We start from the raw sequence: 25078 nt of genomic DNA on the forward strand, positions 1-25078 counted from the left end.
GGCCCCCTTCTCCCAACCCCCGCCGCCCCCTATACTCGGGTGACACCCCGCGGAGATCATCGTTGCTCACCATCCTCCAGATCTTCCAGGTCCTCCTCAACGTCGTGTGGTGGATCATCGTCGTCCAGGCGATCCTGTCCTGGCTGATCGCCTTCAACATCATCAACACCCACACCGACATCGTCCGCACCGTCTGGACCGCGCTGCAGCGCATGACCGAGCCGCTGTATCGGCCGATCCGCCGCATCCTCCCCGATTTCGGCGCGCTCGACCTGTCGCCGATGGTCGTGCTGCTGATCGTCTACATCCTCAGCAACATCGTCATCCCCAACCTCGCGGCGAGCTACATCACCTCGGGCTATTGACGCTGCGCTGGCGGAAATGACCGCCGGCGGGTATGCGTCGCGGCCATGAGTGCGACCATCATCGACGGCAAGGCTTTCGCCGCCAATCTCCGCGCCCGCATCGCCGGCGGCGTCTCCGATTTCCGCGCGAAGGCGGGCCGCGCGCCCGGCCTCGCCGTCGTGCTGGTCGGCGAGGACCCCGCCTCCGCGGTCTATGTCCGGTCGAAGGGGAAGGCGACGCGGGAGGCGGGGATGCAGAGCATCGAGCATCGCCTGCCCGCCGACGTCGCGCCCGATGTGCTGCTCGCGCTGGTCGCCGATCTCAACGCCGATCCCGGGATCGACGGCATCCTCGTCCAGCTTCCGCTGCCGCCGCATATCGATGCGCAAGCGGTGATCGCCGCGATCGATCCCGACAAGGACGTCGACGGCTTCCATCCGATCAACGCCGGCCGGCTCGCCACCGGGCTGCCCGGCTTCGTGCCCTGCACCCCGCTCGGCTGCGTGATGCTGCTGAAAAGCATCCACTCGCATCTCGCCGGGCTCGAAGCCGTCGTCGTCGGCCGCTCCAACATCGTCGGCAAGCCGATGGCGCAGTTGCTGCTCGCCGAGAGCTGCACCGTCACGATCGTCCACAGCCGCACCCGCGACGCCTTCGCGCACGTCCGCCAGGCCGACATCGTCGTCGCCGCGGTCGGCATTCCCGGGATGATCACCGGCGACTGGATCAAGCCCGGCGCGACCGTGATCGACGTCGGCATCAACCGTACCGAGGCGGGGCTGGTCGGCGACGTCGACTTCGCCAGCGCGTCGCAGGTCGCGGGCGCGATCACGCCGGTGCCGGGCGGCGTCGGGCCGATGACGATCGCCTGCCTGCTGCGCAACACGCTGGTCTCAGCCGGCCGCCGCGAAAACGTCGCGATCGACCTCGACGCGCTGGACGCCCCCAAGGACTCGGCCGCGTGCTAGAACTCTTCGTCTCGTCGCTGATCACGTTCTTCGTCGTCATCGATCCGCCGGGCTGCGCGCCGATCTATGCCGGACTGTCCGCCGCCGCGCCCGCGGCGCAGAAGCGCGCGATGGCCCTCCGCGCGGTCGGCGTCGCCACCGCGATCCTTCTCGTGTTCGCGCTGTTCGGCGAGGATCTGCTCCGCGGCCTCGGCATCAGCCTGGCCAGCTTCCGGATCGCGGGCGGCATCATGCTGTTCCTGATCGCGCTCGAAATGGTCTTCGAAAAGCGCACCCAGCGCCGCGAGGACCGCGCCGCCAAGGTCGCCGAGGATCCCGAGGCCGACGACGTCTCGATCTTCCCGATGGCGATGCCGATGATCGCCGGGCCGGGCTCGATCGCGTCGGTGATGCTGCTGATGAGCCGCAACGACGGCATCGAACGCACGCTGGTGGTGCTGGCCGCGATGGGCACGATTCTGCTGCTGACTTTGGTTTCGCTGCTCGCGGCCGGTCCGATCATGCGCATCCTGGGCGCCAAGATCGAGGCGGTGATCACGCGGCTTCTTGGCGTGCTGCTAGCGGCGCTCGCGGTGCAGTTCGTGATCGACGGGTTGTCGCAAGTCCTGCGGTAACCTCTCCGTCATGCTGAACTTGTTTCAGCATCCACCCCGCAACACACGCCAGCGCCCGCGGACAGATGGACCCTGAAACGAGTTCAGGGTGACGGAGGGTCAGGCGAACGCCTTCGCGCCCTTCAGCTGCTGATACGCCGCAATCACCTTCTGCAAATCCCCCTCATGCGCCCGGTCACCACCGTTGCGATCCGGATGAAACCGCCGCACCAGCTCGCTGTAGCGTTTCCGCAACCCCGTCCGGTCGACATCGGTCCCGAGCCCCAGGACGCGCAGCGCCCGCCGCTCGCCATCGCTCAGCACGCGGCCATCCTTCCGCGCGGCACCCACGCGGTCCCCAAACCGCGCCCCGATCGCATCGATCGGATCTGAAAAGTCCGCCCATTTCGGCGGGGTGTCGCCACCGGCATGCGCGAACGCGCGCGTCTCGCGTTCCCATCCCGCCATCGGCCGCTGCGCATGGTGAATCTCGTCCGCGGTCATTCCGTCGAAGAAATTATACCCCGAATTGAACGCGCGGACGTGGTTGAGGCAGAACCAGCGGAACTGCGGCGGTCCGCCCTCGCTCGCGCCTTCCAGCGGGGGCGCACGGAATTCGCCCGGCTCGTCGCAGCCGCCCCACATGCAGCTCCGCCCGGTATTCTCGACTCGCCCGTGAAACCTCGGGCTCGGTCTTTCCTTACGTTCGTTCGCCACCGGCTCCCCGCGCTTGCCAAACGGGCTATATAGGAAGGATGACCATGCTCGCCACCGGCTCCGTCCAGGACCAGATCACCGCCCGCCTGACCGCGGCGCTCGCACCCACCCGCCTCGTCGTGCTCAACGAAAGCGCGTCCCATGCCGGCCATATGGGCGACGACGGCACCGGCGAATCGCATTTCCGCGTCGAGGTCGAGAGTGCCGCGTTCGCCGGGCTCAATCGCGTCGCGCGCCAGCGGCTGGTGAACCAAGCGCTCGCCGATCTGTTGAGCGAAAGAATCCACGCCCTCGCCATCAAGGCCAGCGCTCCGGGAGATTGATGCATGGCGTACACGCTCTGGTACTGGCCCTCGATCCAGGGTCGCGGCGAATTCGTCCGGTTGCCGCTCGAAGCTGCTGAGATCGCCTATGTCGACCGCGCCCGCGAGGTCGGCGAGGAAGGGCTGATGGCCGATCTGAACGCGCGCGCCGGGCGCACGCCGTTCGCGCCGCCCTATCTCGACCTCGACGGCATCGTCATCGCGCAGGTCGCCAACATCCTGATGTATCTCGGCGAGCGCCACGACATCGCGCCGTCGAACATGGCCGACCGGCTCTGGCTCAACCAGTTGCAGCTGACCATCGCCGACTTGGTTTCGGAGGTCCACAACGTCCATCACCCGGTCGCGATGATGGACTATTACGACGACCAGAAGCCCGAGGCGGCGCGCGCCGCCAGGCAGTTCCGCGACGAACGGCTGCCCAAATTCCTCGGTTATCTGGAGGATGCGACTCAGGCCAATCCCGGCGAATGGCTGATCGACCACCGCTGGACCTATTGCGACACCTCGCTGTTCCAGCTCATCGAAGGCCTGCGCTACATGTTCCCGCGCCGGATGAAGACGCTCGAACCCGACTATCCGAACCTGGTCCGCATCCACGACCAGGTCGCCAACCTCCCCGGCATCCGCGCCTATCTGAAAAGCGATCGCCGGCTGCCGTTCAACACCGACGGCATCTTCCGCCATTATCCCGAACTCGACGCCGAATGAGGACGCGCCCGGTCGAACATTACCACCCCGGCGGAGGCCGGGGCCCAATTGGGAAAGTCCCGGTTGGAGAGGTCGGTCCGTCGTTACCAACGTCCCCCAATTGGGCCCCGGCCTCCGCCGGGGTGGTTCGACCATGAGAACCCCACGCCCCGCCGCCCGCATCCTCCTCGTCGACTCCCAGAACCGGGCGCTGCTGTTCCGCTTCACCCCCGACGATCGCCCGCCCTTGTGGTGCACCCCCGGCGGCGCGGTCGACCCCGGCGAGAGCTATGCCGCCGCCGCGCGCCGCGAATTGTGGGAAGAAGTCGGCCTCGACATCGATTGCGGCCCGGAAGTGGCGCGCCGCGTCGTCGACTTCCGTACCTTCGAGGGCACCGAAGTAACCGCCGACGAACGCTATTTCCGCGTCGACGTCGACACGATCGAGGTCGCGGCGGGCGGGCTCACCGAACAGGAGCAGGTGCTGCTCGTCGGTCACCGCTGGTTTTCCAGATCCGACATCGCGGCGCATGACGAAGTGATCTATCCCGCGGACATCGTCGAACTCCTCGACGCCACGGAGCCGCACTGATGCTCGATGATTTCGTCCTGCAGACCATCCTGCCCTCCACGCACGACCTCGGCGGCTTCAAGGTCCACCGCACGCTCCCCAACAAGGATCGCACGATGGTCGGCCCGTTTCTGTTCTTCGACCAGATGGGGCCCGCCCACTTGCCGGTCGGCGGCGGCATCGACGTGCGGCCGCATCCGCACATCAACCTGTCGACCGTGACCTATCTGTTCGACGGCGCGATCGATCACCGCGATTCGCTCGGCACGCAGGCGCGGATCGAGCCCGGCGCGGTCAACCTGATGACCGCGGGCCACGGCATCGTCCATTCCGAACGCTCGCCCGGCGACGAGCGCGCGCACGGCCCCGATCTGTCGGGCATCCAGACCTGGCTAGCGCTGCCCGAATCGCACGAGGAGATCGACCCGGCGTTCGAACACGTCACCAAGGCGCAGCTGCCGATGATCGAGGCGCACGGCGCGCGCTCGCGGATCATCATGGGGTCGCTCTGGGGCCAGACCGCGCCGACCACGACCTATTCGGGCACGATCTATGCCGACATCGCGCTCGACCCCGGCGCCAGCGTCCCGATCGACGCCGCCGCCGAGGAACGCGCGATCTATCTCGCGATGGGTGAGGCGACGCTGGAGGGCGTCAGCCTGGAACCGCAGGTGCTGTACGTGCTGCGCCCCGGCATCGCCGCGACGCTGCGCTCGGCGAGCGGCGGCCGCGCGATGCTGTGCGGCGGCGACGCCTTCACCACCCCGCGCCACGTCTGGTGGAACTTCGTCAGCTCACGCCGCGACCGCATCGACGAAGCCAAGCGCGCCTGGACCGCGGGGGAATTCCCGAAAGTGCCGGGCGACGACAAGGAATGGATCGAGATCCCCGCGATCCCGAAGACCGTAAGCTATCCGTAACCCCCCTCCCGCTTGCGGGAGGGGCTGGGGGAGGGCATGTCCTCGAACGATACCGCGCGGAACGGGCAGGCCCTCCCCCGACCCCTCCCGCAAGCGGGAGGGGAGAAGAAGATATGGACGACCTGCAGAGCATCCGCCTCGCCACCGGCGTAACCCTGGACGTGCAGGTTGCCGGCAGCCCCGCCGACCCCCCAATAATCCTCCTCCACGGCTTCCCCGAATCGCACCGCACCTGGCGCGACATCGTTCCCGATCTCGCCCGGGACCATTTCGTCCTCGCCCCCGATCAGCGCGGCTTCGCCCGCTCGTCGAAACCCGACGGCATTTCCGACTACACGCCGGAGAAGATCGTCGCCGACCTGCTAGCGCTCGCCGATCATTTCGGGATCGACCGCTTTACGCTGGTCGGCCACGACTGGGGCGGGGCGGTCGCGTGGATGGCGGCGCTGAAACATCCCGACCGCATCGCGCGGCTGGTCATCATCAACGCGCCGCACCCCCTGGTCTTCCAGCGCAGCCTGTTCGACGACCCCGCGCAGCGCGCCGCCAGCCAGTACATCACCGCCTTCCGCAACCCGAATTTCGAGCAGCATGTCGAATCGATCGGACTGTCCGCCTTCTTCGACGCCAGCTTCGCGCCACACATCGCGCCCGAGCGGATCGCCGACGAAAAGCCGGTCTATCTCGACCAATGGCGCCAGCCCGGTGCGCTGACCGCGATGCTCAACTGGTACCGTGCCAGCGCCATCGTCGTGCCCTCGATGGAGGCGACACCCGATCGCCCCGCCTTTCTCGACGCTCCATTCCCGCCGACGCGGATGCCGGTGCTGGTGATCTGGGGGCTGCACGACACCGCACTGCTGCCGTGCCAGCTCGACGGACTCGCCGACTACGTCCCCGACCTCACCATAGAGCGGGTCGATGCCGGGCATTTCGTGCCCTGGCAGAACCCGCAGGCGGTGATCGCAGCGCTGAGACGAAACCTGTCGGATTCCTGACCGCGGCATTCCGGGATCGTTCAGCGGGGCAGGGGTATTTCCTCTCTCATGCCGCCTAACCGCGGTGCCGAACAAGGAGAGACGTCATGCACAAGATGATCATCGCGGCCCTCGCCGCCACCGTCCTGACCCCCGTCGCCGTTCAGGCGCAGAGCGCCCGCGAAGTCCGCCAGGACAGCCACGAGATCCGCCGCGACCAGCGCGACCTGCGCGATGCCCAGTACCGCGGTGATCGTGGCGACGTCCGCGATGCGCGCCGCGAACTGCGCGAGGATCGTCAGGAGCGCCGCGAGGACTGGCGCGATTATCGCCAGTCGCACCAGAACGTCTATCGCCGCGGCAATTACACCGGCCCGCGCGGCTATCGCTATCGCCCTGTCAGCGTCGGCTACCGCTTCGCGCCCGAATATTACGGCCGCAACTACTGGATCAACGACTACCAGACCTATCGCCTGCCGCGCCCGGGCTACGGCTATCAGCGCTGGGTCCGCTACGGCCGCGACGTCGTGCTGGTCGACACGCGGAGTGGCCGCACCGTCCAGGTCTACAACAGCTTCTTCTACTGACCCGTTCTCCTGCGAAAGCAGGAGTCCAGGGTAACAGGATGCGACGCCCGCAACCCTGGGCTCCTGCCTACGCAGGAGAACGAGGTTGCGGGCCCCGTTGCGCCTGCCGTACGCGCCTCGTAAAGCGCGCGCGTGCCCCAACCCCTCATCATCGCCGTCCCCAAGGGACGCATCCTCGCCGAGGCCCTGCCGCTCCTCGCCCGCGCCGGCATCGTCCCCGAGGCGGCATTCTCCGACCCGGACAGCCGCGCGCTGCGCTTCGCCACCGACGACCCCGGCATTTCGCTGATCCGCGTCCGCGCGTTCGACGTCGCCACCTTCGTCGCGCACGGCGCCGCGCAACTCGGCATCGTCGGCTCCGACGTGATCGCCGAATTCGGCTATTCCGAACTCTACGCGCCGGTCGATCTCGGCATCGGCCATTGCCGGCTGTCGGTCGCCGAGCCGGTCGCGATGGCCGAGCACGACGATCCGCGCGGCTGGAGCCATGTCCGCGTCGCCACCAAATACCCCCACGTCACCGCCGCGCATTTCGCCGCCCGCGGGGTCCAGGCCGAATGCGTCAAGTTGAACGGCGCGATGGAGCTGGCGCCGACGCTCGGCCTCGCGCCGCGCATCGTCGACCTGGTCTCGTCGGGCCGCACGCTCAAGGAAAACGGCCTCGTCGAGGTCGAGGAGATCATGCAGGTCACCAGCCGCCTGATCGTCAACCGCGCCGCGATGAAGACGCGCCCGCAGGTCGTGCCGCTGGTCGAAGCCTTCCGCCGCGCCGTGGAGCAATCGGCATGACCGCTTTCTTCTGCCCCCCTCCCGCAAGCGGGAGGGGGCCGGGGGGTGGGCTCCCGGTCAAACCAAGCGCAACGGGTGTGGTGAGCGCGAGCCCACCCCCAACCCCTCCCGCAAGCGGGAGGGGGGCAAGGCATGATCCGCCTCTCAACCATCGACGCATCCTTCGCGTCCGCCTTCGAAACCCTCGTCAACGCCCGTCGCGAATCCTCCGCCGACGTCACCCGCGACGTCGCGGCGATCATCGCCGACGTCCGCACCCGCGGCGAAGGGGCCTTGCGCGACCTCACCCAGCGCCTCGACCGCCACGACCTCGACCAGACCGGCTGGCGGATCGACCCCGCCACCTGCGCCGCCGCGTTCGATGCGCTCGACCCCGACCTCCGCACCGCGCTCGAACTCGCCGCCGCCCGCATCCGCGCCTATCACGAGAAGCAGCGCCCCACCGACACCGACTCCGTCGACTCGGCCGGCGTCCGCCTCGGCGCGCGCTGGACCCCGGTCGATGCCGCCGGTCTCTACGTCCCCGGCGGACGTGCGGCGTACCCGTCGTCGCTGCTGATGAACGCGATTCCCGCCAAGGTCGCGGGCGTGAAGCGCCTCGCGATGGTCACCCCGACCCCCGACGGCGCGATCAACGACCTTGTCCTCGCCGCCGCGCACCTCGCAGGAATCGACGAGATCTGGCGCATCGGCGGCGCGCAGGGTGTCGCGGCGCTGGCCTACGGCGCCGGGCGGATCGCCCCGGTCGACGTCATCACCGGCCCCGGCAACGCCTGGGTCGCGGAGGCCAAGCGCCAGCTGTTCGGCGTGGTCGGCATCGACATGGTCGCCGGCCCGTCCGAAATCGTCGTCGTCGCCGATGCCCTTAACGACCCCGAATGGACCGCCGCCGACCTGCTCAGCCAGGCCGAGCACGACACCACGACGCAATCGATCCTGTTCACCGACGATGCCGCCTATGCCGACGCCGTCGCCGCCGCGGTCGAGCGCCAGCTGTCGACGCTCGCGACCGAAGCCGTCGCGCGGGTCGCCTGGGACACCAACGGCGCGATCATCGTGGTCGAATCGCTCGACGACGCAGCGCCGCTCGTGGATCGCCTGGCGCCCGAGCATCTCCAGCTCGCGATCGACGACCCGCAAGCCTTCTTCGACCGCATCCGCCACGCCGGCTCGGTCTTCCTCGGCCGCTACACGCCAGAGGCGATCGGCGATTACGTGGCGGGGCCCAACCACGTCCTCCCCACCGGCCGCCGCGCGCGGTTTGCCAGCGGCCTGTCGGTCCTCGACTTCATGAAGCGCACCAGCTTCCTGCAACTCGACGAGGAGTCCCTACGCGAACTCGGCCCCGCGACCGTCGCCTTGGCCAAGGCCGAAGGCCTCCCCGCCCACGCCCGCTCGGTCGCGCTCCGCCTTCGCCTCAATCACTGATTTTTTCGCGCAGAGGCGCAGAGGACGCTGAGCAGAAGGTGTTTTCACGCAAAAGCACGAAGGCGCGAAGAGAAGAAGGTGGTTTCACGCGGAGGCGCGGAGACGCGGAGGAATAGCGAAGCCCTTGCCGCGCAGCGGCCCTCCATCTCACCAAGTTTGAGCCAAAGCGGCTGCGCCGCGTGCAACACCTCTGCGTCCTCTGCGCCTCTGCGCGAAACCACCCTTCTCCTTCTCTTCGCGCCTTCGTGGCTTAGCGTGAACAAACCCTTCTAAACCGCCAAGGGCTGACACGAACGCCCCCGAGCCCTAAGGGCAACCGCTTATGTCCCGAACAGCCCCCCGCACCAAGGCGCGCGCCGCCGCCCGACTCGCCGCCGTCCAGGCGATGTACCAGCACGAGATGGAGGGCACCGCCGTCCCCGTGCTGCTCAACGAATTCCACCAGCACCGCCTCGGCGCGACCATCGAGGACGTCGAATATGCCGAGGCCGATGTCGATTTCTTCGACGACCTGGTCAGCGGCGCGCATGCCCGCGCCGCCGAGATCGACACGCTGGTCGCCGCCAAGCTCGCCAAGGGCTGGAGCCTCGCGCGCCTCGACAAGCCGATGAAGGCGATCCTCCGCGTCGGCACCTACGAACTGCTCGCGCGTGCCGACGTCCCCGTCGGCGCCGTGATCAGCGAATATGTCGATGTCGCGCACGCCTTCTACGACAAGCGCGAATCGGGCTTCGTCAACGGCCTGCTCGACGCCATCGCCAAGGACGTCAGGGGCTGACCCGGGTGGCGGAGATCATCAACCTCCGCCGCGCCCGCAAGGCGCGCGCCCGCGCCAGCGCGGAAACCACCGCCGCCGCCAACCGCGCCGCGTTCGGCCGGACCAAGGCCGACAAGGACGCCGCCGAGGCCGAAGTCGCGCGGATCGACCGCACGCTGGACCGCGCCCGCCGCGAACCCTGAACGCGCGCCGGTACCGCGTTAACCAGCATAACGCAGCGACCGCGGAACGATCGTCGGCACCGGACGTCCTTGATCGAACCGTCCTCAGGAAACCCCCCTTATGGGTGCGCCCGCGCCATCGCCGATCGATCTGCGCAAGTCGCAGCGCTATCCGACGCATATCGACGGCACCGCGATCATCCACGGGATGCGCTACCCGGTCGTGATCGCCGATATCTCCGCCGACGGCGCGATGATCCGCGGGCTGCCGGCGGTCGCGACCGGGCAGCAGTTCGTCGTCCAGGCGCGTTCGCTCGATGTCGTCGTGATCGTCGTCCGCGCCGCGACGCGTGGCACCGGCGTGCGGTTCAGCCACGCGGTCAATCCGCTCGCTGTGGTCCGCCAGAATTACGCCGGGCTCGAGCATCTGCGGAAAGCCGATGCCGCGCCTGCACCCGACGTCTGGCGCGCGATCGACTAGGCGAGACACGATCCGCGCCACCCGCTACCCCCGGCGCGTGACCGAAGACGACTTCCTCGACGCGCTGCGCACCCTGCCGCTCCATCCCGGTGCGCACGGGTTGCGCGACGATACCGCGATCATCGGCGGCTATGTCGTCACGACCGACACGCTGGTCGAGGGCGTCCACTTCCTAGCCACCGACCCGCCGCAGGACGTCGCGTGGAAGCTGGTCGCGACCAATCTGTCCGATCTCGCCGCCAAGGGTGCCGCGGTAGAGGGCATCCTGCTCAATTACCCGCTCGGCGACGACGCGTGGGATCAGGCGTTCCTGCGCGGGCTGGCAGCGGTGCTCGTGGCATTCGCCACGCCCCTCATCGGCGGCGACACCGTCACGCTCCCCCCGAATGCCCCGCGCATCCTCACCGTCACCGCGTTCGGCACCGACGCCGCGGCGCCCCCCCGCAGCGGCGCCAGGGCAGGGGACGCGCTCTGGGTCACCGGCACGATCGGCGACGCCGGCGCCGGGCTCGCGATCGCCCTCAAGGGCGAAGGCCCGGCCGACCTCCTGGCCGCCTATCGCCGCCCCCACCCGCGCCTGACCGAAGGCCGCCTGATCGCCCCCCGCGCGCACGCAATGATGGACGTCTCCGACGGCGTGCTGATCGACGCGCAGCGGATGGCGGCCGCAAGTGGCCTCGCGGTCGCGATCGATCTCGACCGGGTCCCGCTGTCGCCGGCCTATCGCGCCTATTCGGGCGACATCTTCGCCGCAGTCACCGCAGGCGACGATTACGAACTCCTCTTCGCCGCCCCTGCCGACAGCGAATTCCCCGCAACCCGCATCGGAAATTTCGCGCCCGGCGCCGGCCTGACCTTAACCCAGGGCGGCATCGCCGTCCCGCTCCCGACCCGCCTAGGCTACGCCCACGCGCGATAACTTGCGCATTGGTCGCACACTGGTACGCTGACCCCTGCGACCCGGCAAAGCACGGGCGTTGGCGAGGACACGGAAAGGGACTGCGGGCCTATGACGACCGTCTATCTATCGATGATCTGCGGCGTCATCGCCGTATTGTACGGCTTCATCACCAGCAGGCAGGTCCTCGCCGCCAGTCCCGGCAACGAAAAGATGCAGGACATCGCCGCCGCGATTCAAGAAGGCGCGAAAGCCTATCTCGGCCGCCAGTACACCACCATCGCGGTGGTCGGCGTGATCGTCGCCGCGATCCTCGGCCTCACCCTCGGCCTTACCTCGACGATCGGCTTCGTCATCGGTGCGGTGCTGTCGGGTGTCGCCGGCTATGTCGGCATGAACATTTCCGTGCGCGCCAACGTCCGCACCGCAGAGGCCGCGCGCACCTCGCTCCAGGCTGGCCTGACGATGGCGTTCCGCTCGGGCGCCGTCACCGGCATGCTCGTCGCGGGCCTGGGCCTGCTCGCGATCAGCAGTTTCTTCTGGTACCTCACCGGTCCCGCCGGCCACGCCCCCAACGACCGCATCATCGTCGAGGCGCTCACCGCGCTCGCGTTCGGCGCCTCGCTGATCTCGATCTTCGCGCGATTGGGCGGCGGCATCTTCACCAAGGCCGCCGACGTCGGCGCCGACCTGGTCGGCAAGGTCGAGGCCGGCATCCCCGAGGACGACCCCCGCAACCCCGCCGTGATCGCGGACAACGTCGGCGATAACGTCGGCGACTGCGCAGGGATGGCCGCCGATCTGTTCGAGACCTATGTCGTCACCCTCGGCGTGACGATGATCTCGATCGCGCTGCTGATCCAGGCGAGCGCGGCCGACCTGATGCGGCTGATGACCCTGCCGCTGCTGGTCGGCGGCGTCTGCATCGTCACCAGCATCATCGGCACCTACATGGTCCGCTTGGGGCGCGGCTCGATCATGGGCGCGCTCTACAAGGGCTTCTTCACCTCCGCGATCCTGTCGATCCCGGGCATCTATTTCGCCACCAGATACGTCCTCGGCGATCTCCACGCGACGATCGGCGGCGCCGGCTTCCTCGATCCCGCCACCGACGACCTGACCACGCAGGCCGCGCCCTCGCTGACGCAGAGCTTCACCGGCATGGACCTGTTCTGGGCGATGATGATCGGCCTGGTCGTCACCGCGTTGCTGGTGTGGATCACCGAATATTACACCGGCACCAACCACCGCCCGGTGCGCTCGATCGCGAAGGCGTCGGAGACCGGCCACGGCACCAACGTCATCCAGGGCCTCGCGATCAGCCTCGAATCGACCGCGCTGCCGACCCTCGTCATCGTCGTCGCGGTGATCGTCGCGTACCAGCTCGCCGGGATCATCGGCATCGCGTTCGCCGCCACCGCGATGCTCGCGCAGGCCGGCATGGTGGTCGCACTGGACGCCTACGGCCCGGTCACCGACAATGCCGGCGGCATCGCCGAGATGGCAGGGATGCCCGACGACGTCCGCCAGCGTACCGACGCCTTGGACGCGGTCGGCAACACCACCAAGGCGGTGACCAAGGGCTATGCGATCGGCTCGGCGGGGCTCGCCGCCTTGGTGCTGTTCGGCGCCTACACCACCGATCTCGCGACCTATTTCCCCGACGTCACGGTCGATTTCAGTCTCAGCAACCCCTACGTCATCGTCGGGCTGCTGCTCGGCGCCTTGCTCCCCTATCTGTTCGGCGCGTTCGGCATGACCGCGGTCGGTCGGGCTGCGGGCGCGGTGGTCGAGGAAGTCCGCGCGCAGTTCCGCGACAATCCCGGGATCATGCTCGGCACCAGCCGCCCCGACTATGCCCGCACCGTCGACCTCGTCACCAAGGCCGCGATCCGCGAGATGATCGTGCCCAGCCTGCTCCCGGTGCTCAGCCCGATCGCGGTCTATTTCATCATCACCGCGGTCGCCGGCCAGGCGAGCGGCTTCGCCAGCCTGGGCGCGATGCTGCTCGGCGTGATCGTCTCCGGGCTGTTCGTCGCGATCTCGATGACCAGCGGCGGCGGCGCCTGGGACAATGCCAAGAAGTACATCGAGGACGGCAACCACGGCGGCAAGGGGTCCGAAGCCCACAAGGCCGCGGTCACCGGCGACACCGTGGGAGACCCGTACAAGGACACCGCGGGGCCAGCGGTCAACCCGATGATCAAGATCACCAACATCGTCGCGCTGCTGCTGCTCGCAGCCCTGGCTGCGAGCGCAGGCTGAGCAGAGCGCAGCAAGCGCGACCGGCCGGCGGGGGCGCCCAAACGCCCCCGACCGACGGCGTGGCTCCGCCACGACGCCCCTTCTCGAACTCGGAAGCTCCGACGTCGTTACTCAGGCAAAGCGGAACAGAGCTGGAACTTTGCGTCCGGCGCGTTTAAGCCATCTGCAATTGGCTGTGGCGGCGACGGGGAGTCCAGGTGTGAAAGTGGCAGGGCTGTTTGCCGGCATCGGAGGATTGGAGCGGGGCCTTTCTGCTGCGGGTCACCAAACGAGCCTAACGTGTGAAATATGGGAGCCGGCACGCGCGGTGCTGGGCGCTCGGATGCCCGATGTGCCGTGTGAGCCAGATGTCCGGCATCTGGCAGCGTTGCCTGACGAAGTCGAATTGCTCGTCGGCGGGTTCCCTTGTCAGGATCTCAGCCAGGCAGGACTGACCGCCGGTATCGGCGGCAAGAGGTCCAGCTTGGTGGGTCATGTCTTTCGCCTGCTCGACGAGCGTCGCGTGCCCTGGATCGTGCTCGAAAACGTGTCTTTCATGCTCCAGCTGGAACGTGGGCGCGCCATGCGAACTTTGATCGAAGAGTTCGAAGCGCGTGGCTACCGATGGGCCTATCGCGTCGTGAATAGCCTGTCTTTCGTCCCTCAACGGCGCGAGCGCGTCCTTTTCGTCGCTACCAATACCGACGTCGATCCTGCGTCGGTGCTGTTCGCTGACGAGGCGCAGCCGCGTTTGGCGGATACGGATCTCGATGCTCGCGCCCACGGCTTTTACTGGACCGAGGGAGTCAGAGGGCTGGGTTGGGCCGCTGATGCTATTCCAACGCTGAAGAACGGTTCCACGGTCGGCATTGCATCGCCGCCCGCGATCCTGCTTCCATCGGGCGACGTGATCACGCCGGACATTCGGGACGCCGAACGCTTTCAGGGTTTTCCCGAAGATTGGACGGCGCCCGCGGCTGACGTGGGGCGTGCGTCCGTCAGATGGTCGCTTGTCGGCAACGCGGTCACCGTGCCGGTCGCTCGTTGGCTCGGCGAACGGCTGGCACGGCCTGGCTTCTACGATCGGTCCCGCGACGTCGCACTTCCCGCTGACGGGCGCTGGCCCAAGGCCGCACGGTCGAATGGCGACGCTCGGACGGCGGTCGCGATCTCGGCATATCCACGTTGGGACGAGCGACCCGCGCTGATCGATTTCTTAAGATATCCAGGTAAACCGCTGTCGGTTCGCGCAACGCGGGGGTTTCTGCTTCGGACGGAACGGGCCACGTTGCGTTTCACCGACGGCTTTCAGGATCGACTGCGCGACCATCTCTATAGGATGGAGAACCCCGAGACGGCAGGCGCCAGGTACGCGGTCGCTGCTGAGTGAAGCCGACTGCGCACGATGCGGCGACATCACGTCGTATGGCCGGTCAACGGCAGAAGGGGACCAAGATCGAAGAGACGGTAGGCACTGTCCTGCGGCATGAGGGTCTGCGATACCGCAGGAACGTTAGGTCGCTGCCGGGTAGTCCGGACTTCGCGAACAAATCGCGCTGTTGGGCAATATTCGTCAACGGTTGCTTTTGGCACCATCATACCAATTGTCGGAAGGCGACAATTCCCAAGACCAATACTGATTTTTGGACGACGAAGTTCGCGGCGAACCGTGATCGGGACGCGCGGGCCGTTCGAGCTCTACGCCGACGGGGCTATGCAGTCGTCATGATTTGGGAATGCGAGAAGGACCGGATCGTTGAAAGGCTAGCCAAGATCCTTGAACCGCGTGGCGTAGATGCCGGATAGTCTGGCGATCATCGTATCGTAATGGTAGATGTCGCCTGGCTGGCGCGCCGGTGGTCCCTCCACCAGCGCTACCGGTGTGCCGTCGTTCTGCATGTCGATCACAACGATCGATAGGGCGTCGTATCCGACGTCGCCAACCTTCGCGCGGCGTGGCAGCTGCCGAATCTTGTCGATCGCAAGTTGAGCGTCGCGGGGCTGCCGATGTGTGCTCCAATCCGGATCGGTGGCCCGGTTCTTCTTGTTCAGATCGGGGCTGAGATAACGTTCGGCGGCATTGATCATGGTGAAACCGACCGCAATGGCCTGCTCGCTCGCTCCGTGGACGGTGAGGTGCGAAGAGTTCAACTCGTCATAGAGGCGGGGTAGCGCGCGTTGATGCGCCGTCATGCATGCCTTGGCTTCTAGCGCCATGACGACGGCGCCGACCGGGGTGCGAACCAACGGCGGCAGACCATCAAGAATCACCCGTTCCTCATCCGTCAGAACGATCTCGTAATCCGTCGCAAGATCGGAAAGATTTCCCCCCGTGACTGCACCGCCGGGTGTACACAGTACGAGGTCCAGGTTCTTCTTACGATCGTGAACGAAATCCCGCATCTCGTGGTTGATGCCGAAACTCACGACCCCCGCTTCGACATGCCGCCGCAACAGCGGGGCTGCCGACAAAAGGTCGAATATCACTCCCCAACAGGCGACCTTGGAGTGATGGTCGCTGCGTGAATGATACTGCCAAGCGTTGCCCGCCTTGTCTCGCCTGGTCGGCTGCGACAGCGTGCGTACCAGTATTGCTGGACCATGCACCCGGCGACATTCCCCATTTTTTACCACGCCTTGCATGGCCTTACTCAACTCTATCATCCTTAGAATGTGCTCTTGCCCAGGTGTCAACGTCGTGAGACCATATCGTCGCCGAGCGGGCATCGTCACCTAGGGACGCCCGCTTCATGCTGCGCCGCATTAGTTGAGCCGCCATTCGGTTGCCTTGAAACACCGCTGTCCTACACACTCGGACGGCGCTAGCGTTTACCTGACTCGCTCTTTGAACCGTCCAAGCCCCCTCGCGATCGCGCGACACCCGCCACACCCGCCACCGCTGAAAGTTGAGACCCCCACAGAAACCCACTCATCGTCTCAACACTCTCAACATTCGCCGAACCACCCCGCCCCAAAAACACCCTCTCCCCCATGACCTTTGCGACCTTCCACCCCGCTGGAAACCCGTCCCCTTCACCCCCATATCCCTACAGCGCTTCCCTTTTATCGGCTTTGCCGCTAAGGGCCCGCGTTCGCATACCCCCAGATATCAGAGGTTTTGTTTGGCCAAGGAAGAACTGCTCGAGATGCGCGGCCGCGTGGTGGAATTGCTCCCCAACGCGATGTTCCGGGTCCAGCTCGAAAACGACCACGAGATCCTAGGCCACACCGCCGGCAAGATGCGCAAGAACCGCATCCGCGTGCTGGTCGGCGACGAAGTGCTGTGCGAACTCACGCCCTACGACCTGACCAAGGGTCGCATCACCTACCGCTTCAAGTAATCCGTTCCGTTATCGAGGCCGTCATGCTCGTACCCCAAGTGGTCTTGGCCTCCTCCTCGCCCCGCCGCCGCGACCTGCTAGCCCGGCTCGGGGTGGTGCCGGCCCGCGTGGCCGCGCCCGCGATCGACGAGACCCCGCGCAAAGCCGAGCCACCGCGGGACTATGCGCTGCGCCTCGCCGTCGAAAAGGCCCAAGCGGTGGACCGTGCAGATGGCGAGATCGTGCTTGCCGGCGACACCACGATCGCACTCGGCCGCCGCATCCTGCCCCCCGCCGATACCGAGGCGGTGCAGCGCGACCTGCTGGCGAAACTGTCTGGCCGCCGCCACCATGCGCTGAGCGCGGTCTGCGTGATCGACGCCGCCGGCAAAGTGCGCACGCGCATCGCCGACACCATCGTCGCGTTCAAGCCGTTGTCGCAGGCCGAGATCGACGCGTACATCGATTGCGGCGAGGGCCTAGGCAAGGCCGGCGGCTACGCGATCCAGGGCCGCGCCGAGGCGTTCGTCCGCTTCCTGTCGGGCTCGCATTCGGGCGTCGTCGGCTTGCCCCTGTTCGAAACGCGCGCGCTGCTGAAGACCGCCGGCGTCGCGCTTGCCTGAATGGCTCTACGAAGCCGGCATCGGCGAGGCTAGAGCGGCGCTGGTCGACGACGATCGCATCGTCGAGGCCGCGATCGAACGCGACGACGACACCCTCCGCGTCGGCACCATCGCCACCGCCCGCCTGGTGGCGCTGCTCCCCGGCCGCCGCGGCCGCGTCGCGCTGGACGGCAGCGAAGCGCTGATCAACGCGCTCCCGCCAGGAATCACCGAAGGCGCCGCGCTGACCGTCGAGATTGTCCGCGAAGCCATCCCCGAGTCCGGCCGCGCGAAACTCGCCAAGGCGGTCGCCACCGACGCCCCGCCAAGCGCCGCCCCCGACCTGCTGGCCCGCCTAGCCGCCACCGGCCACCCGGTCCGCCAGCTCCGCGCCCACGAACCCGACGCGCTCGAAGCCGCAGGCTGGTCCGAACTGCTCGATGAGGCGCTGACCGGCGAGATCCTGTTCCCGACCGGCGCGCTTCGCCTGTCGCCGACCCCCGCGATGACGCTGTTCGACGTCGACGGCGCGCCCCCGCTCGACGCACTTGCCATCGCCGCCGCCTACGAAGTCGCCGCCGCGATCCGCCGCCACGGCATCGGCGGCTCGATCGGCATCGACTTCCCCACGCTGCAGGGCAAGGCGCAGCGCCAGGCCGTCGCCACCGCCATCGACGAGTCGCTGCCCGCCCCGTTCGAGCGCACCGCGGTCAACGGCTTCGGCTTCCTCCAGATCGTCCGCCCGCGCCCGCGCGCCTCGCTTCCCGAACTGCTCCGCGCCGATCCGGTCGGTGCCGCCGCCCGCGCCGCGCTCCGCAGCCTCGAACGCACGCCCCCCACCGCGTCGCGCCGTCACCGCCTGCCGGCCGCGGTCCATGCCCGGCTGATCGCCGAACCGGGCTGGCTGGCCGAGCTCGCCCGCCGCACCGGCGTCGTCCACGAACTGGAGAGCGCCTGATGCCTGCCGCCAAGCCTATCGAATGCCCGATCTGCGGCAAGCCCGCCGCCGCCGAAACCACGCCGTTCTGCTGCAGCCGCCACCGCGACCGCGACCTGCTGCAATGGCTCGGCGAAGGCTATCGCATTCCCGGCCGCCCGATCGGCACGGATGGGCTAGACACCGGCGAGGACCCCGACTAAACGCGCCCTTCCGGTCGAAAGATCGGTGCCTTGTCCGATCCCGATCGGCGATGCCCGGATAGCTCAGTTGGTAGAGCATGCGACTGAAAATCGCAGTGTCGGCGGTTCGACCCCGTCTCCGGGCACCATTTTCCAGACAGATGCGGCGGCAGTCACCCGATTAAGCGACCCGGTGCAGAATCGCGGTCTCTATCTGCGTTCGCCTCCGCGCGGCGGGGGAAACCCGTCAGCCGTTCGACCGTTCTCTGCACGGACATCAGGAGAGACGCGTTGACCGAAACCCGCAGCACACCGGATTCGTCCGTAACGGCGAAACTTGCGCGGGGGGTCGTTGCCGGGGTCATCGCCGGCGCCGTCGCATCATTCGCGATGGACCGGTTCCAGGCGCTCGTATCGCCGCTGATGCCTTCCAGCGGCGACGAGTCCGAGCCGGCGACCGAGAAGGCTGCGGACGCGGTCGCCACGACGATGACCGGGAACGCCATGCCCGAAGCCGACAAGCCGCTGGCGGGGCAAGCGATCCATTATGCGCTGGGGATCGCGCTCGGGGCGGCCTACGGCGTCGCCGCCGAATTCCGGCCTGCGATCACCGCGGGGTACGGCACTGGCTTTGGGCTCGGAACGGCGACCTTGCTCGATGAGGCCGCGGTGCCGGCACTTGGGCTCGGCGAGGCGCCCTGGAATGCGGGCATTGCCGGCAATGCGTATGCCTACGCCTCGCACCTGGTGTTCGGTGGCGTGAGCGAGATGGTCCGTCGGCAGGTCGCGGGAACGCTGACGCGCTAGCGTCGCAAGGGTGACGGACGCTAGATCACCACGCGCGTGACATGGCCCATCTTGCGCCCGGGCCGAGAATCGCCCTTGCCGTAGAGGTGGAGGTGCGCGCCGGGTTCGGCCAGCAACTCCGGCCACCGGTCGGCCTCGTCGCCGATCAAATTCTCCATCGTCACGCGGCGCCCGGTCAGCGCGGTCGACCCCAGTGGCAGGCCGCAGATCGCGCGGATGTGGTTCTCGAACTGCGAGCACACCGCGCCCTCGATCGTCCAATGCCCCGAATTGTGCACCCGCGGGGCCATCTCGTTGAACACCGGGCCGTCCGCGGTCGCGAAGAACTCGGCCGCCATCACGCCCACATAGTCCAGCCGCTCGGCGATTTTCCGCGCGACGCCGATCGCCTCGGCGGCCTGGTCGAGGATCGCCTGCCGCGCTGGCACCGACGACGTCGCCAGGATACCGTCGTGATGGACGTTCTCCGGCGTATCGTACGTGACGACCTGCCCGTCGCGGCCGCGCGCCAGCACCACGGAGAATTCGGCGAGGAAATCGATCCGGCCCTCGACGATCGCGGGCACGCCTGCCGGCAGGGCAGGGGGGCTGCCCAGCGCCGCCCATGCCGCCTCGGCCTCGCCGACGTCGTCGATCCGGACCTGGCCCTTGCCGTCGTAGCCGAACAACGTCGTCTTCAGGATCGCCGGCGCGCCGATCTCGCCCAGCGCCCGCGCCAGATCGGCGGCGGACGCGACCTCGCGGTACGGCGCGGTGCGCCCGCCAAGCTCGGTCACTAGCGCCTTTTCATGCGGGCGATAGCGCGCGACATCCAGCGCCCGGACCGGCGGGTGCACAGCAACCCGTTCCGACAACGACGCGACCGCCTGCGGGTCGATATTCTCGAACTCGTACGTCGCGATATCGACGCGCGCGGCAAAGCCGCGCATCGCGTCGGCATCCTCGAACCGTCCCTGCGTCCATTCGGCGGCGACTTCGGTCGCGGGGCCAGTCGCCTCGGGCGCGTAGACATGGCTGCGATAGCCGAGATGTGCCGCCGCGATCGCGAGCATCCGCCCGAGCTGTCCGCCGCCCAAGATGCCGATCGTCGAGCCGGGGCGCAGCATCACGCCGGGTCTTCCGCGACCGCGTCGGTCTGCGCCGCGCGCCATGCCTTCAACCGTGTGGCCAGCGCATCGTCGGAGGTCGCGAGGATCGCCGCGGCGAGCAGCCCCGCGTTGATCGCACCAGGCTTGCCGATGGCGAGCGTCCCCACCGGGATCCCGCCGGGCATCTGCACGATCGAGAGGAGGCTATCCATGCCCTTCAGCGCCTTCGATTCGACGGGTACGCCCAGCACCGGCAAATGCGTCATCGCCGCCGCCATGCCGGGCAAGTGCGCCGCGCCGCCTGCGCCGGCGATAACCACCTTCAACCCGCGATCGGCCGCCGATTTTGCGTAATCATAGAGCCGCTGGGGGGTGCGGTGCGCGGAAACCACTTTGGTTTCGTACGCCACGCCCAGTGCGTCGAGCGTCTCCGCGGCGTGGCGCATCGTCTCCCAATCGGAGGTGCTACCCATGATGATGCCGACCAGCGCCATTTCGCCCCCAATGCCGAGAAGCGCCCGTGCCTAGCGCCGCGGTGGGGCAGGGGCAACCTATCCAGGATCGTCATCCCGGGCTCGACCCGGGACCCAGGGTCACAAGAGCGGCGCTCGGTAACCCTGGGTCCTGACGTTCGTCAGGATGACGAAGGTTTCAGCGCTCGCTCAGATAATAGCGATCGAGCGCCTTCAGCGCGTCATCCAGCTCATACACGATCGGCTGCCCGGTCGGGATTTCCAACCCCGTGATCTCATCATCCGGAATCCCCGACAGATGCTTGACCAGCGCGCGCAGCGAATTGCCGTGCGCCGAGATCAGCACCCGCTGGCCGTCCTTCAACGCCGGCGCGATCCGCTCGTCCCAATACGGCAGCACGCGCGCGATGGTGTCCTTCAGGCTCTCGGTCTTCGGAATCGCGATCCCGGCATAGCGACGGTCGTTCGACAGATCGAATTCCGACCCGTCCTCCATCACCGGCGGCGGGATGTCGAAGCTGCGCCGCCAGACATGGACCTGCTCGGCGCCGTGCTTGGCCGCGGTCTCGGCCTTGTCGAGCCCGGTCAGCCCGCCATAATGCCGTTCGTTCAGCCGCCAGTCCTTCTCGACCGGCAGCCACAGCCGCCCCATCGCCTCCAGCGCGATGTTGAGCGTCTTGATCGCGCGGGTCTGCAGGCTGACGAAGGTCTGGTCGAAATCAAGCCCTTTGGCAGCCATCAGCTCCCCCGCCGCCTTGGCCTCGGCCTCGCCCTTGGCGGTCATGTCGACGTCCCACCATCCGGTGAAACGGTTTTCGAGGTTCCAGCTGGACTGGCCGTGGCGGATCAGGACGAGTTTCGGCATTCGAGCTCCTGCGATGTCGGTAAAAGGGGGCGGTTCGAATCTAACCGTCATCCTGACGAAAGTCAGGACCCAGAGCCACGAAGGACCGCGCCCTGTTACCCTGCGTCCTGACTTTCGTCAGGATGACGGCAGCTCGGGGACGACGCTCAGATCTCGACGATCATGTCGGCGAGCGTCTCGAGCATCGCATGCGCGAGCTGCTTCGATCGCTCGGGCGACCAGCCGAACGCGGCATCCGGGTTCGGATCATGATCCTTGAACGGCATTTCCAGCGTCATCGACACCGCGCCGAACCGTTCCGCGAGCTGGTTGGTCGACATCGACAGATTGGCGGTGCCGGGCGCTGACTTCGGATAGCCCTTCTCGGTCTGGAAATCGGGCGTGTGCGCCGCCAGCCGCCGGCCGTATTCATAGTATTTCGCGCCGTGCGCATCGGTCCAGGACGGGATTCCCTCGAACCCCGCGAGAAAGTTCGCCGGGATCGCCTCGTCGCCGTGGATGTCCATCGCCACCGCCACGCCGGTCGCGTCCATCGCATCGCGCACGCACAGCACTTCGGGGCTGCGCTCGGGCGTCGGCGTATGCCATTCGCGGTTGAGGTTCACCCCCGCCGCATTGGTGCGCAGATGCCCGCGCCGGGTGCCGTCGGGGTTCATGTTCGGCACCACGTGGAACGTCGCCTTGTCGAGCAGCGCCGCGGTGATCGCATCCGAGGTGTCGGTCAGCCGCTCCAGCGCGCCCTCCATCCACCACTCGGTCATCGATTCGCCGGGGTGCTGGCGGCCATAGATCCAGACCTGCTTCGGCCCCGACCCGATCGTGAAACAATCGATCGCTTGCCCGTCGAGCGACACGCCCAGTTCGCGGTGCGTCGCGACCGGCGACAGCGCGGTGCGCGCGACCAGCGCCTCGTGCATCTCCATCGTGTACGGCGCGAAATAGGCGAACCAGACGAGACTGCTGTCGCCGCTCCAGTCGAATTCGAGCACGCCGTCGGCATAGCGCGTCTCGATCATCCGCCACGCGACCCGGTCGGTGCTGGCGCGCACCTTGTAGCCCGGCCAGCCGAACGGATACGCCGACGCCCCCGCATTGACGATCCGGTATGTCAGCGTCCGTCCCGCAGCGCCGGCGACGCGGAAATAGAACCACTGGTAGAAGTCGGAATCGCGGTCGCGGACGATCTCCAGATCGACGACGTCGCCGTCGATCTGGTTGAGGCGGATGTTGCCGCTGTCGAACGCGGCGTTGAGCGTGATGGTCATTTGACCTGGATAGTGCGCCCGGACTCGCCGGGGAACCCCGTGAACAGCGCGCGGGCCAGCTTTCCGGCCTGGATATCGGTCGTCGCATCGGCCTTGCGCGCATCGGCGAAGCTCTGCGCGCGGCCTTCCCACACCGGCGACTGGTCGGCGCTGCGCTTGATCGTGACCGACAGTTCGGTGACCAGGATCGCGCTGCGCCCGCCGCCGCCGATCGGGAAGCCGACTCCGCCGCCCAGGCCGACGCCGCCACCGCCACGACGCCCGCCGCCGCTGAAGCCGCCACCGCCCAGCCCGATGCTGATCGGCGACTGGCGCGGCGGTCCTGCCTGCGTGGTGCGGGTGAAGCCGACGGTCGCGATGAACTGCGGCTTGGCACCGGTCGCCGGCACGCCGTAGCCGGACTTCAGCAACTCGCCCTGCACTGCGGCGGCATAGCTCTTGAACTCCAGGCTGGCCGGACCCGTCGACAGCGGCTGGACTGCCACGGTGCCGCGGTCGATCGGTTCGCCCAGATGATAGCGCAGCACCTCGGTCGGCGGCAGCGATACGGTGGTGCACGCCGCCAGACCGGCTCCGGTCAGGGCCAGAGCGAGGATTGAACGCATGGTCATCGGGCGGTTCCCATTCTACTGTTGTGCATTCGTAACGCGCGAATCGTCCCGGCGGGTTCCGGCGGCGGCTTCGGGCGTCCGTTTGCTTGACTTGAACACCCCCCGCCATTAGGCGATCCCGTCTTTCCGCACACCTAGAATTGAAAAGAAGCGAATCGATCATGAAGATCCGCAATTCCCTGAAGTCGCTCAAGGATCGCCACCGGGACAACCGCGTGATCCGTCGTCGTGGCCGTACCTACGTCATCAACAAGACGAACCGTCGCTTCAAGGCGCGCCAGGGCTGATCAGCCCGGCTCCGACCGCCGTCGTCTTCGATGTCGGTCGCGTCCTGTACGACTGGGATCCGCGGATTCTCTACGAGCGCCTGATCGATGACGATCGGGCGCTCGATGCGTTCCTGCGCGATGTCGTCACCACCGACTGGCATTTCCAGCATGATGCCGGCCGCGACTTCGCCGATACCTCGGCGGAGCTGGCAGCGCTGTATCCGCAGCATGCCGACCTGATCGCCCTGTGGGGCCCACGCTTCGTCGACAGCATCGGCGGGGCGGTGCCCGGCATGCACGAGATCGTCCACGAGCTGGACGAGGCCGGCGTACCGCTGTTCGCGATCACCAATTTCAGCCACGAATTCTGGCCGCCGTTCCGCGCGCGCGAATCGGCGCTGTTCGACCGCTTCCGCGATGTCGTGGTGTCGGGCGAGGAGAAGTTGGTGAAGCCCGACGCGGCGATCTACCACCTCGCGCTCGACCGATTCGGATTGCGACCCGAGCAGGCGGTGTTCGTCGACGACAACGCGGCCAATGTCGCCGGCGCCGAAGCAGTCGGCATGCACGCCGTCCTCTTCACCGACGCCGCCGCATTCCGCGCGCGCCTGGTCGAACTCGGTCTGCCGATCGGCGCGCTGGCCTCAGCCTGACGGCCCGACCCACGGCATCGCCGAGCCGGCCGCGCGATCCTCGAAATCGTTCGTCACGGTCACCGTGGTCCCCAGCGACGTCACCGCGAACAGCTTCTTCGCGAACTCTACCGGCACCCGGATGCAGCCATGCGAAGCGGGAAAGCCCGGATTGTTGCCGGCATGGAGCGCGATGCCGTCCCAGGTCAGCCGCTGCATGTACGGCATCGACGCACCGTAGATCGTCGATCGGTGCACCGCGGCCTTTTGCAGGATCGGATAGGTACCGGGGGGCGTGACCTTGCCGTCGCGGCCGCTCGAGATCGCCGTTGCCGCGACCATCTGCGCGCCGCGATAGACGAACGCGCGCTGCGCCGACAGGCTGATGACGATGGTCAGCGGCTCGACGCCACCGGGATCGTTCCAGACGAACCGGTTCGGCGACAGCGACGTCGCGGCCTCTTCGATCGTCCCCGCCGCGCCCGCCGGGGACGCCGCCGAGAGCAGCAATGCGACGGCGAATAGCGATGTGCGAACCATGATATCTCCGTTTCCGG

33 protein-coding genes and 1 tRNA gene are annotated in these 25078 nt (G+C 67.5%); 26 read left to right on the forward strand and 8 right to left on the reverse strand.

The window, feature by feature from the left end; genetic code table 11:
• Positions 1-62 precede the first annotated feature (62 nt).
• The 3 genes from SJY20_RS02170 to SJY20_RS02180 are packed head-to-tail and all read left to right on the forward strand — an operon-like array spanning position 63 to position 1927.
• Positions 63-365, forward strand: coding sequence for a YggT family protein (locus tag SJY20_RS02170; RefSeq protein WP_380784970.1), 303 nt, complete (start codon positions 63-65; stop codon positions 363-365).
• 45 nt (positions 366-410) lie between these two features.
• Complete coding sequence (gene folD, locus SJY20_RS02175; protein WP_380784971.1) at positions 411-1313, forward strand: bifunctional methylenetetrahydrofolate dehydrogenase/methenyltetrahydrofolate cyclohydrolase FolD; 903 nt, start codon at positions 411-413, stop codon at positions 1311-1313.
• On the forward strand, positions 1307-1927 hold the full coding sequence (locus tag SJY20_RS02180) for a MarC family protein (protein ID WP_380784972.1): 621 nt from the start codon (positions 1307-1309) through the stop codon (positions 1925-1927). Before folD ends, SJY20_RS02180 begins: the two co-directional genes overlap by 7 nt.
• Positions 1928-2026: 99 nt before the next feature.
• Here SJY20_RS02180 and SJY20_RS02185 read toward each other — a convergent pair whose 3' ends face one another.
• Positions 2027-2551, reverse strand: a complete 525-nt coding sequence (locus tag SJY20_RS02185; RefSeq protein WP_380784973.1) for a J domain-containing protein — start codon at positions 2549-2551, stop codon at positions 2027-2029.
• Positions 2552-2661: 110 nt separating this feature from the next.
• On the opposite strand from SJY20_RS02185, the gene SJY20_RS02190 reads away from it, so the two are divergent.
• The 15 genes from SJY20_RS02190 to SJY20_RS02260 all read left to right on the forward strand — a co-directional run bounded on the left by SJY20_RS02190 (position 2662) and on the right by SJY20_RS02260 (position 15276).
• A complete protein-coding gene (locus tag SJY20_RS02190) occupies positions 2662-2946 on the forward strand; it encodes a BolA family protein (protein WP_380784974.1) in 285 nt (94 codons plus the stop codon).
• A 3-nt stretch (positions 2947-2949) separates the two neighbouring features.
• Positions 2950-3657 carry a glutathione S-transferase gene (locus SJY20_RS02195; RefSeq protein WP_380784975.1) on the forward strand — a complete coding sequence of 236 codons (708 nt, stop codon included), beginning with the start codon at positions 2950-2952 and terminating at the stop codon, positions 3655-3657.
• A gap of 133 nt (positions 3658-3790) precedes the next feature.
• Positions 3791-4228: an NUDIX hydrolase gene (locus SJY20_RS02200; RefSeq protein ID WP_380784976.1), complete on the forward strand. Its 438-nt coding sequence runs from the start codon at positions 3791-3793 to the stop codon at positions 4226-4228.
• Positions 4228-5127 carry a pirin family protein gene (locus SJY20_RS02205; protein WP_380784977.1) on the forward strand — a complete coding sequence of 300 codons (900 nt, stop codon included), beginning with the start codon at positions 4228-4230 and terminating at the stop codon, positions 5125-5127. The genes SJY20_RS02200 and SJY20_RS02205 overlap by 1 nt, the downstream gene beginning before the upstream one ends.
• Before the next feature lie 113 nt (positions 5128-5240).
• Positions 5241-6125 carry an alpha/beta fold hydrolase gene (locus SJY20_RS02210; RefSeq protein ID WP_380784978.1) on the forward strand — a complete coding sequence of 295 codons (885 nt, stop codon included), beginning with the start codon at positions 5241-5243 and terminating at the stop codon, positions 6123-6125.
• 86 nt (positions 6126-6211) lie between these two features.
• Positions 6212-6691: an RcnB family protein gene (locus tag SJY20_RS02215; RefSeq protein ID WP_380784979.1), complete on the forward strand. Its 480-nt coding sequence runs from the start codon at positions 6212-6214 to the stop codon at positions 6689-6691.
• Between the two features lie 132 nt (positions 6692-6823).
• Positions 6824-7480: an ATP phosphoribosyltransferase gene (gene hisG / locus SJY20_RS02220; protein WP_380784980.1), complete on the forward strand. Its 657-nt coding sequence runs from the start codon at positions 6824-6826 to the stop codon at positions 7478-7480.
• 132 nt (positions 7481-7612) lie between these two features.
• A complete protein-coding gene (hisD, locus tag SJY20_RS02225; protein WP_380784981.1) occupies positions 7613-8908 on the forward strand; it encodes a histidinol dehydrogenase in 1296 nt (431 codons plus the stop codon).
• Between the two features lie 322 nt (positions 8909-9230).
• Positions 9231-9686: a transcription antitermination factor NusB gene (nusB, locus tag SJY20_RS02230; RefSeq protein WP_380784982.1), complete on the forward strand. Its 456-nt coding sequence runs from the start codon at positions 9231-9233 to the stop codon at positions 9684-9686.
• Positions 9687-9691: 5 nt separating this feature from the next.
• Positions 9692-9868: a DUF4169 family protein gene (locus SJY20_RS02235; protein ID WP_380784983.1), complete on the forward strand. Its 177-nt coding sequence runs from the start codon at positions 9692-9694 to the stop codon at positions 9866-9868.
• 100 nt (positions 9869-9968) lie between these two features.
• Positions 9969-10328: a PilZ domain-containing protein gene (locus tag SJY20_RS02240; protein ID WP_380784984.1), complete on the forward strand. Its 360-nt coding sequence runs from the start codon at positions 9969-9971 to the stop codon at positions 10326-10328.
• Positions 10329-10365: 37 nt separating this feature from the next.
• Positions 10366-11247, forward strand: coding sequence for a thiamine-phosphate kinase (gene thiL / locus SJY20_RS02245; protein ID WP_380784985.1), 882 nt, complete (start codon positions 10366-10368; stop codon positions 11245-11247).
• 90 nt (positions 11248-11337) lie between these two features.
• Complete coding sequence (locus tag SJY20_RS02250; protein WP_380784986.1) at positions 11338-13491, forward strand: sodium-translocating pyrophosphatase; 2154 nt, start codon at positions 11338-11340, stop codon at positions 13489-13491.
• A 205-nt stretch (positions 13492-13696) separates the two neighbouring features.
• Positions 13697-14860 carry a DNA cytosine methyltransferase gene (locus SJY20_RS02255; RefSeq protein ID WP_380788518.1) on the forward strand — a complete coding sequence of 388 codons (1164 nt, stop codon included), beginning with the start codon at positions 13697-13699 and terminating at the stop codon, positions 14858-14860.
• Complete coding sequence (locus SJY20_RS02260) at positions 14857-15276, forward strand: very short patch repair endonuclease (protein WP_380784987.1); 420 nt, start codon at positions 14857-14859, stop codon at positions 15274-15276. Before SJY20_RS02255 ends, SJY20_RS02260 begins: the two co-directional genes overlap by 4 nt.
• Here SJY20_RS02260 and SJY20_RS02265 read toward each other — a convergent pair.
• A complete protein-coding gene (locus SJY20_RS02265) occupies positions 15235-16125 on the reverse strand; it encodes a hypothetical protein (protein WP_380784989.1) in 891 nt (296 codons plus the stop codon). The genes SJY20_RS02260 and SJY20_RS02265 overlap by 42 nt on opposite strands.
• 467 nt (positions 16126-16592) lie before the next feature.
• On the opposite strand from SJY20_RS02265, the gene infA reads away from it, so the two are divergent.
• The 6 genes from infA to SJY20_RS02295 all read left to right on the forward strand — a co-directional run bounded on the left by infA (position 16593) and on the right by SJY20_RS02295 (position 19318).
• Entirely contained in the window at positions 16593-16811 is a 219-nt protein-coding gene (infA, locus tag SJY20_RS02270) for a translation initiation factor IF-1 (RefSeq protein WP_031441079.1), read from the forward strand.
• A 23-nt stretch (positions 16812-16834) separates the two neighbouring features.
• Positions 16835-17413 carry a Maf family protein gene (locus SJY20_RS02275; RefSeq protein WP_380784991.1) on the forward strand — a complete coding sequence of 193 codons (579 nt, stop codon included), beginning with the start codon at positions 16835-16837 and terminating at the stop codon, positions 17411-17413.
• Complete coding sequence (locus SJY20_RS02280; protein WP_380784992.1) at positions 17406-18350, forward strand: ribonuclease; 945 nt, start codon at positions 17406-17408, stop codon at positions 18348-18350. The genes SJY20_RS02275 and SJY20_RS02280 overlap by 8 nt, the downstream gene beginning before the upstream one ends.
• Positions 18350-18532: a DNA gyrase inhibitor YacG gene (gene yacG / locus SJY20_RS02285; RefSeq protein WP_380784993.1), complete on the forward strand. Its 183-nt coding sequence runs from the start codon at positions 18350-18352 to the stop codon at positions 18530-18532. Before SJY20_RS02280 ends, yacG begins: the two co-directional genes overlap by 1 nt.
• 52 nt (positions 18533-18584) lie before the next feature.
• A tRNA-Phe gene (locus SJY20_RS02290) sits at positions 18585-18660 on the forward strand.
• Positions 18661-18802: 142 nt separating this feature from the next.
• Positions 18803-19318: a DUF1440 domain-containing protein gene (locus SJY20_RS02295; RefSeq protein WP_380784994.1), complete on the forward strand. Its 516-nt coding sequence runs from the start codon at positions 18803-18805 to the stop codon at positions 19316-19318.
• Positions 19319-19338: 20 nt separating this feature from the next.
• On the opposite strand, the gene SJY20_RS02300 is transcribed toward SJY20_RS02295, so the two are convergent.
• The 5 genes from SJY20_RS02300 to SJY20_RS02320 all read right to left on the reverse strand — a co-directional run bounded on the left by SJY20_RS02300 (position 19339) and on the right by SJY20_RS02320 (position 23620).
• Positions 19339-20424 carry a 5-(carboxyamino)imidazole ribonucleotide synthase gene (locus SJY20_RS02300; protein WP_380788520.1) on the reverse strand — a complete coding sequence of 362 codons (1086 nt, stop codon included), beginning with the start codon at positions 20422-20424 and terminating at the stop codon, positions 19339-19341.
• Positions 20424-20879, reverse strand: a complete 456-nt coding sequence (gene purE, locus SJY20_RS02305) for a 5-(carboxyamino)imidazole ribonucleotide mutase (protein WP_380784995.1) — start codon at positions 20877-20879, stop codon at positions 20424-20426. The genes SJY20_RS02300 and purE overlap by 1 nt, the downstream gene beginning before the upstream one ends.
• Positions 20880-21057: 178 nt before the next feature.
• Positions 21058-21744, reverse strand: a complete 687-nt coding sequence (gene gpmA / locus SJY20_RS02310) for a 2,3-diphosphoglycerate-dependent phosphoglycerate mutase (protein WP_380784996.1) — start codon at positions 21742-21744, stop codon at positions 21058-21060.
• A 146-nt stretch (positions 21745-21890) separates the two neighbouring features.
• Positions 21891-23009 carry a M14-type cytosolic carboxypeptidase gene (locus tag SJY20_RS02315; RefSeq protein WP_380784997.1) on the reverse strand — a complete coding sequence of 373 codons (1119 nt, stop codon included), beginning with the start codon at positions 23007-23009 and terminating at the stop codon, positions 21891-21893.
• A complete protein-coding gene (locus tag SJY20_RS02320) occupies positions 23006-23620 on the reverse strand; it encodes a DUF4136 domain-containing protein (RefSeq protein WP_380784998.1) in 615 nt (204 codons plus the stop codon). Before SJY20_RS02320 ends, SJY20_RS02315 begins: the two co-directional genes overlap by 4 nt.
• Before the next feature lie 161 nt (positions 23621-23781).
• Between SJY20_RS02320 and ykgO the strand changes: the two genes are divergently transcribed.
• Entirely contained in the window at positions 23782-23907 is a 126-nt protein-coding gene (ykgO, locus tag SJY20_RS02325) for a type B 50S ribosomal protein L36 (RefSeq protein WP_003046794.1), read from the forward strand.
• Positions 23907-24542, forward strand: coding sequence for an HAD family hydrolase (locus SJY20_RS02330; RefSeq protein ID WP_380788522.1), 636 nt, complete (start codon positions 23907-23909; stop codon positions 24540-24542). The genes ykgO and SJY20_RS02330 overlap by 1 nt, the downstream gene beginning before the upstream one ends.
• Here SJY20_RS02330 and SJY20_RS02335 read toward each other — a convergent pair.
• Positions 24534-25061 carry a L,D-transpeptidase family protein gene (locus SJY20_RS02335; RefSeq protein WP_380784999.1) on the reverse strand — a complete coding sequence of 176 codons (528 nt, stop codon included), beginning with the start codon at positions 25059-25061 and terminating at the stop codon, positions 24534-24536. The genes SJY20_RS02330 and SJY20_RS02335 overlap by 9 nt on opposite strands.
• Positions 25062-25078: the final 17 nt, after the last annotated feature.

The organism is Sphingomonas sp. R86521, assembly GCF_042466235.1.
Lineage (GTDB): Bacteria > Pseudomonadota > Alphaproteobacteria > Sphingomonadales > Sphingomonadaceae > Sphingomonas.

Coding starts and splice junctions, on each gene's coding strand:
- purE (WP_380784995.1), bottom strand. CDS start 20,879: ATGGGTAGCACCTCCGATTGGGAGACGATGCGCCACGCCGCGGAGACG.
- SJY20_RS02215 (WP_380784979.1), top strand. CDS start 6,212: ATGCACAAGATGATCATCGCGGCCCTCGCCGCCACCGTCCTGACCCCC.
- gpmA (WP_380784996.1), bottom strand. CDS start 21,744: ATGCCGAAACTCGTCCTGATCCGCCACGGCCAGTCCAGCTGGAACCTC.
- SJY20_RS02190 (WP_380784974.1), top strand. CDS start 2,662: ATGACCATGCTCGCCACCGGCTCCGTCCAGGACCAGATCACCGCCCGC.
- SJY20_RS02275 (WP_380784991.1), top strand. CDS start 16,835: ATGCTCGTACCCCAAGTGGTCTTGGCCTCCTCCTCGCCCCGCCGCCGC.
- ykgO (WP_003046794.1), top strand. CDS start 23,782: ATGAAGATCCGCAATTCCCTGAAGTCGCTCAAGGATCGCCACCGGGAC.
- hisD (WP_380784981.1), top strand. CDS start 7,613: ATGATCCGCCTCTCAACCATCGACGCATCCTTCGCGTCCGCCTTCGAA.
- SJY20_RS02315 (WP_380784997.1), bottom strand. CDS start 23,009: ATGACCATCACGCTCAACGCCGCGTTCGACAGCGGCAACATCCGCCTC.
- SJY20_RS02300 (WP_380788520.1), bottom strand. CDS start 20,424: ATGCTGCGCCCCGGCTCGACGATCGGCATCTTGGGCGGCGGACAGCTC.
- SJY20_RS02335 (WP_380784999.1), bottom strand. CDS start 25,061: ATGGTTCGCACATCGCTATTCGCCGTCGCATTGCTGCTCTCGGCGGCG.
- SJY20_RS02240 (WP_380784984.1), top strand. CDS start 9,969: ATGGGTGCGCCCGCGCCATCGCCGATCGATCTGCGCAAGTCGCAGCGC.
- yacG (WP_380784993.1), top strand. CDS start 18,350: ATGCCTGCCGCCAAGCCTATCGAATGCCCGATCTGCGGCAAGCCCGCC.
- SJY20_RS02195 (WP_380784975.1), top strand. CDS start 2,950: ATGGCGTACACGCTCTGGTACTGGCCCTCGATCCAGGGTCGCGGCGAA.
- SJY20_RS02210 (WP_380784978.1), top strand. CDS start 5,241: ATGGACGACCTGCAGAGCATCCGCCTCGCCACCGGCGTAACCCTGGAC.
- SJY20_RS02205 (WP_380784977.1), top strand. CDS start 4,228: ATGCTCGATGATTTCGTCCTGCAGACCATCCTGCCCTCCACGCACGAC.
- SJY20_RS02200 (WP_380784976.1), top strand. CDS start 3,791: ATGAGAACCCCACGCCCCGCCGCCCGCATCCTCCTCGTCGACTCCCAG.
- SJY20_RS02320 (WP_380784998.1), bottom strand. CDS start 23,620: ATGACCATGCGTTCAATCCTCGCTCTGGCCCTGACCGGAGCCGGTCTG.
- SJY20_RS02250 (WP_380784986.1), top strand. CDS start 11,338: ATGACGACCGTCTATCTATCGATGATCTGCGGCGTCATCGCCGTATTG.
- SJY20_RS02185 (WP_380784973.1), bottom strand. CDS start 2,551: ATGTGGGGCGGCTGCGACGAGCCGGGCGAATTCCGTGCGCCCCCGCTG.
- folD (WP_380784971.1), top strand. CDS start 411: ATGAGTGCGACCATCATCGACGGCAAGGCTTTCGCCGCCAATCTCCGC.
- nusB (WP_380784982.1), top strand. CDS start 9,231: ATGTCCCGAACAGCCCCCCGCACCAAGGCGCGCGCCGCCGCCCGACTC.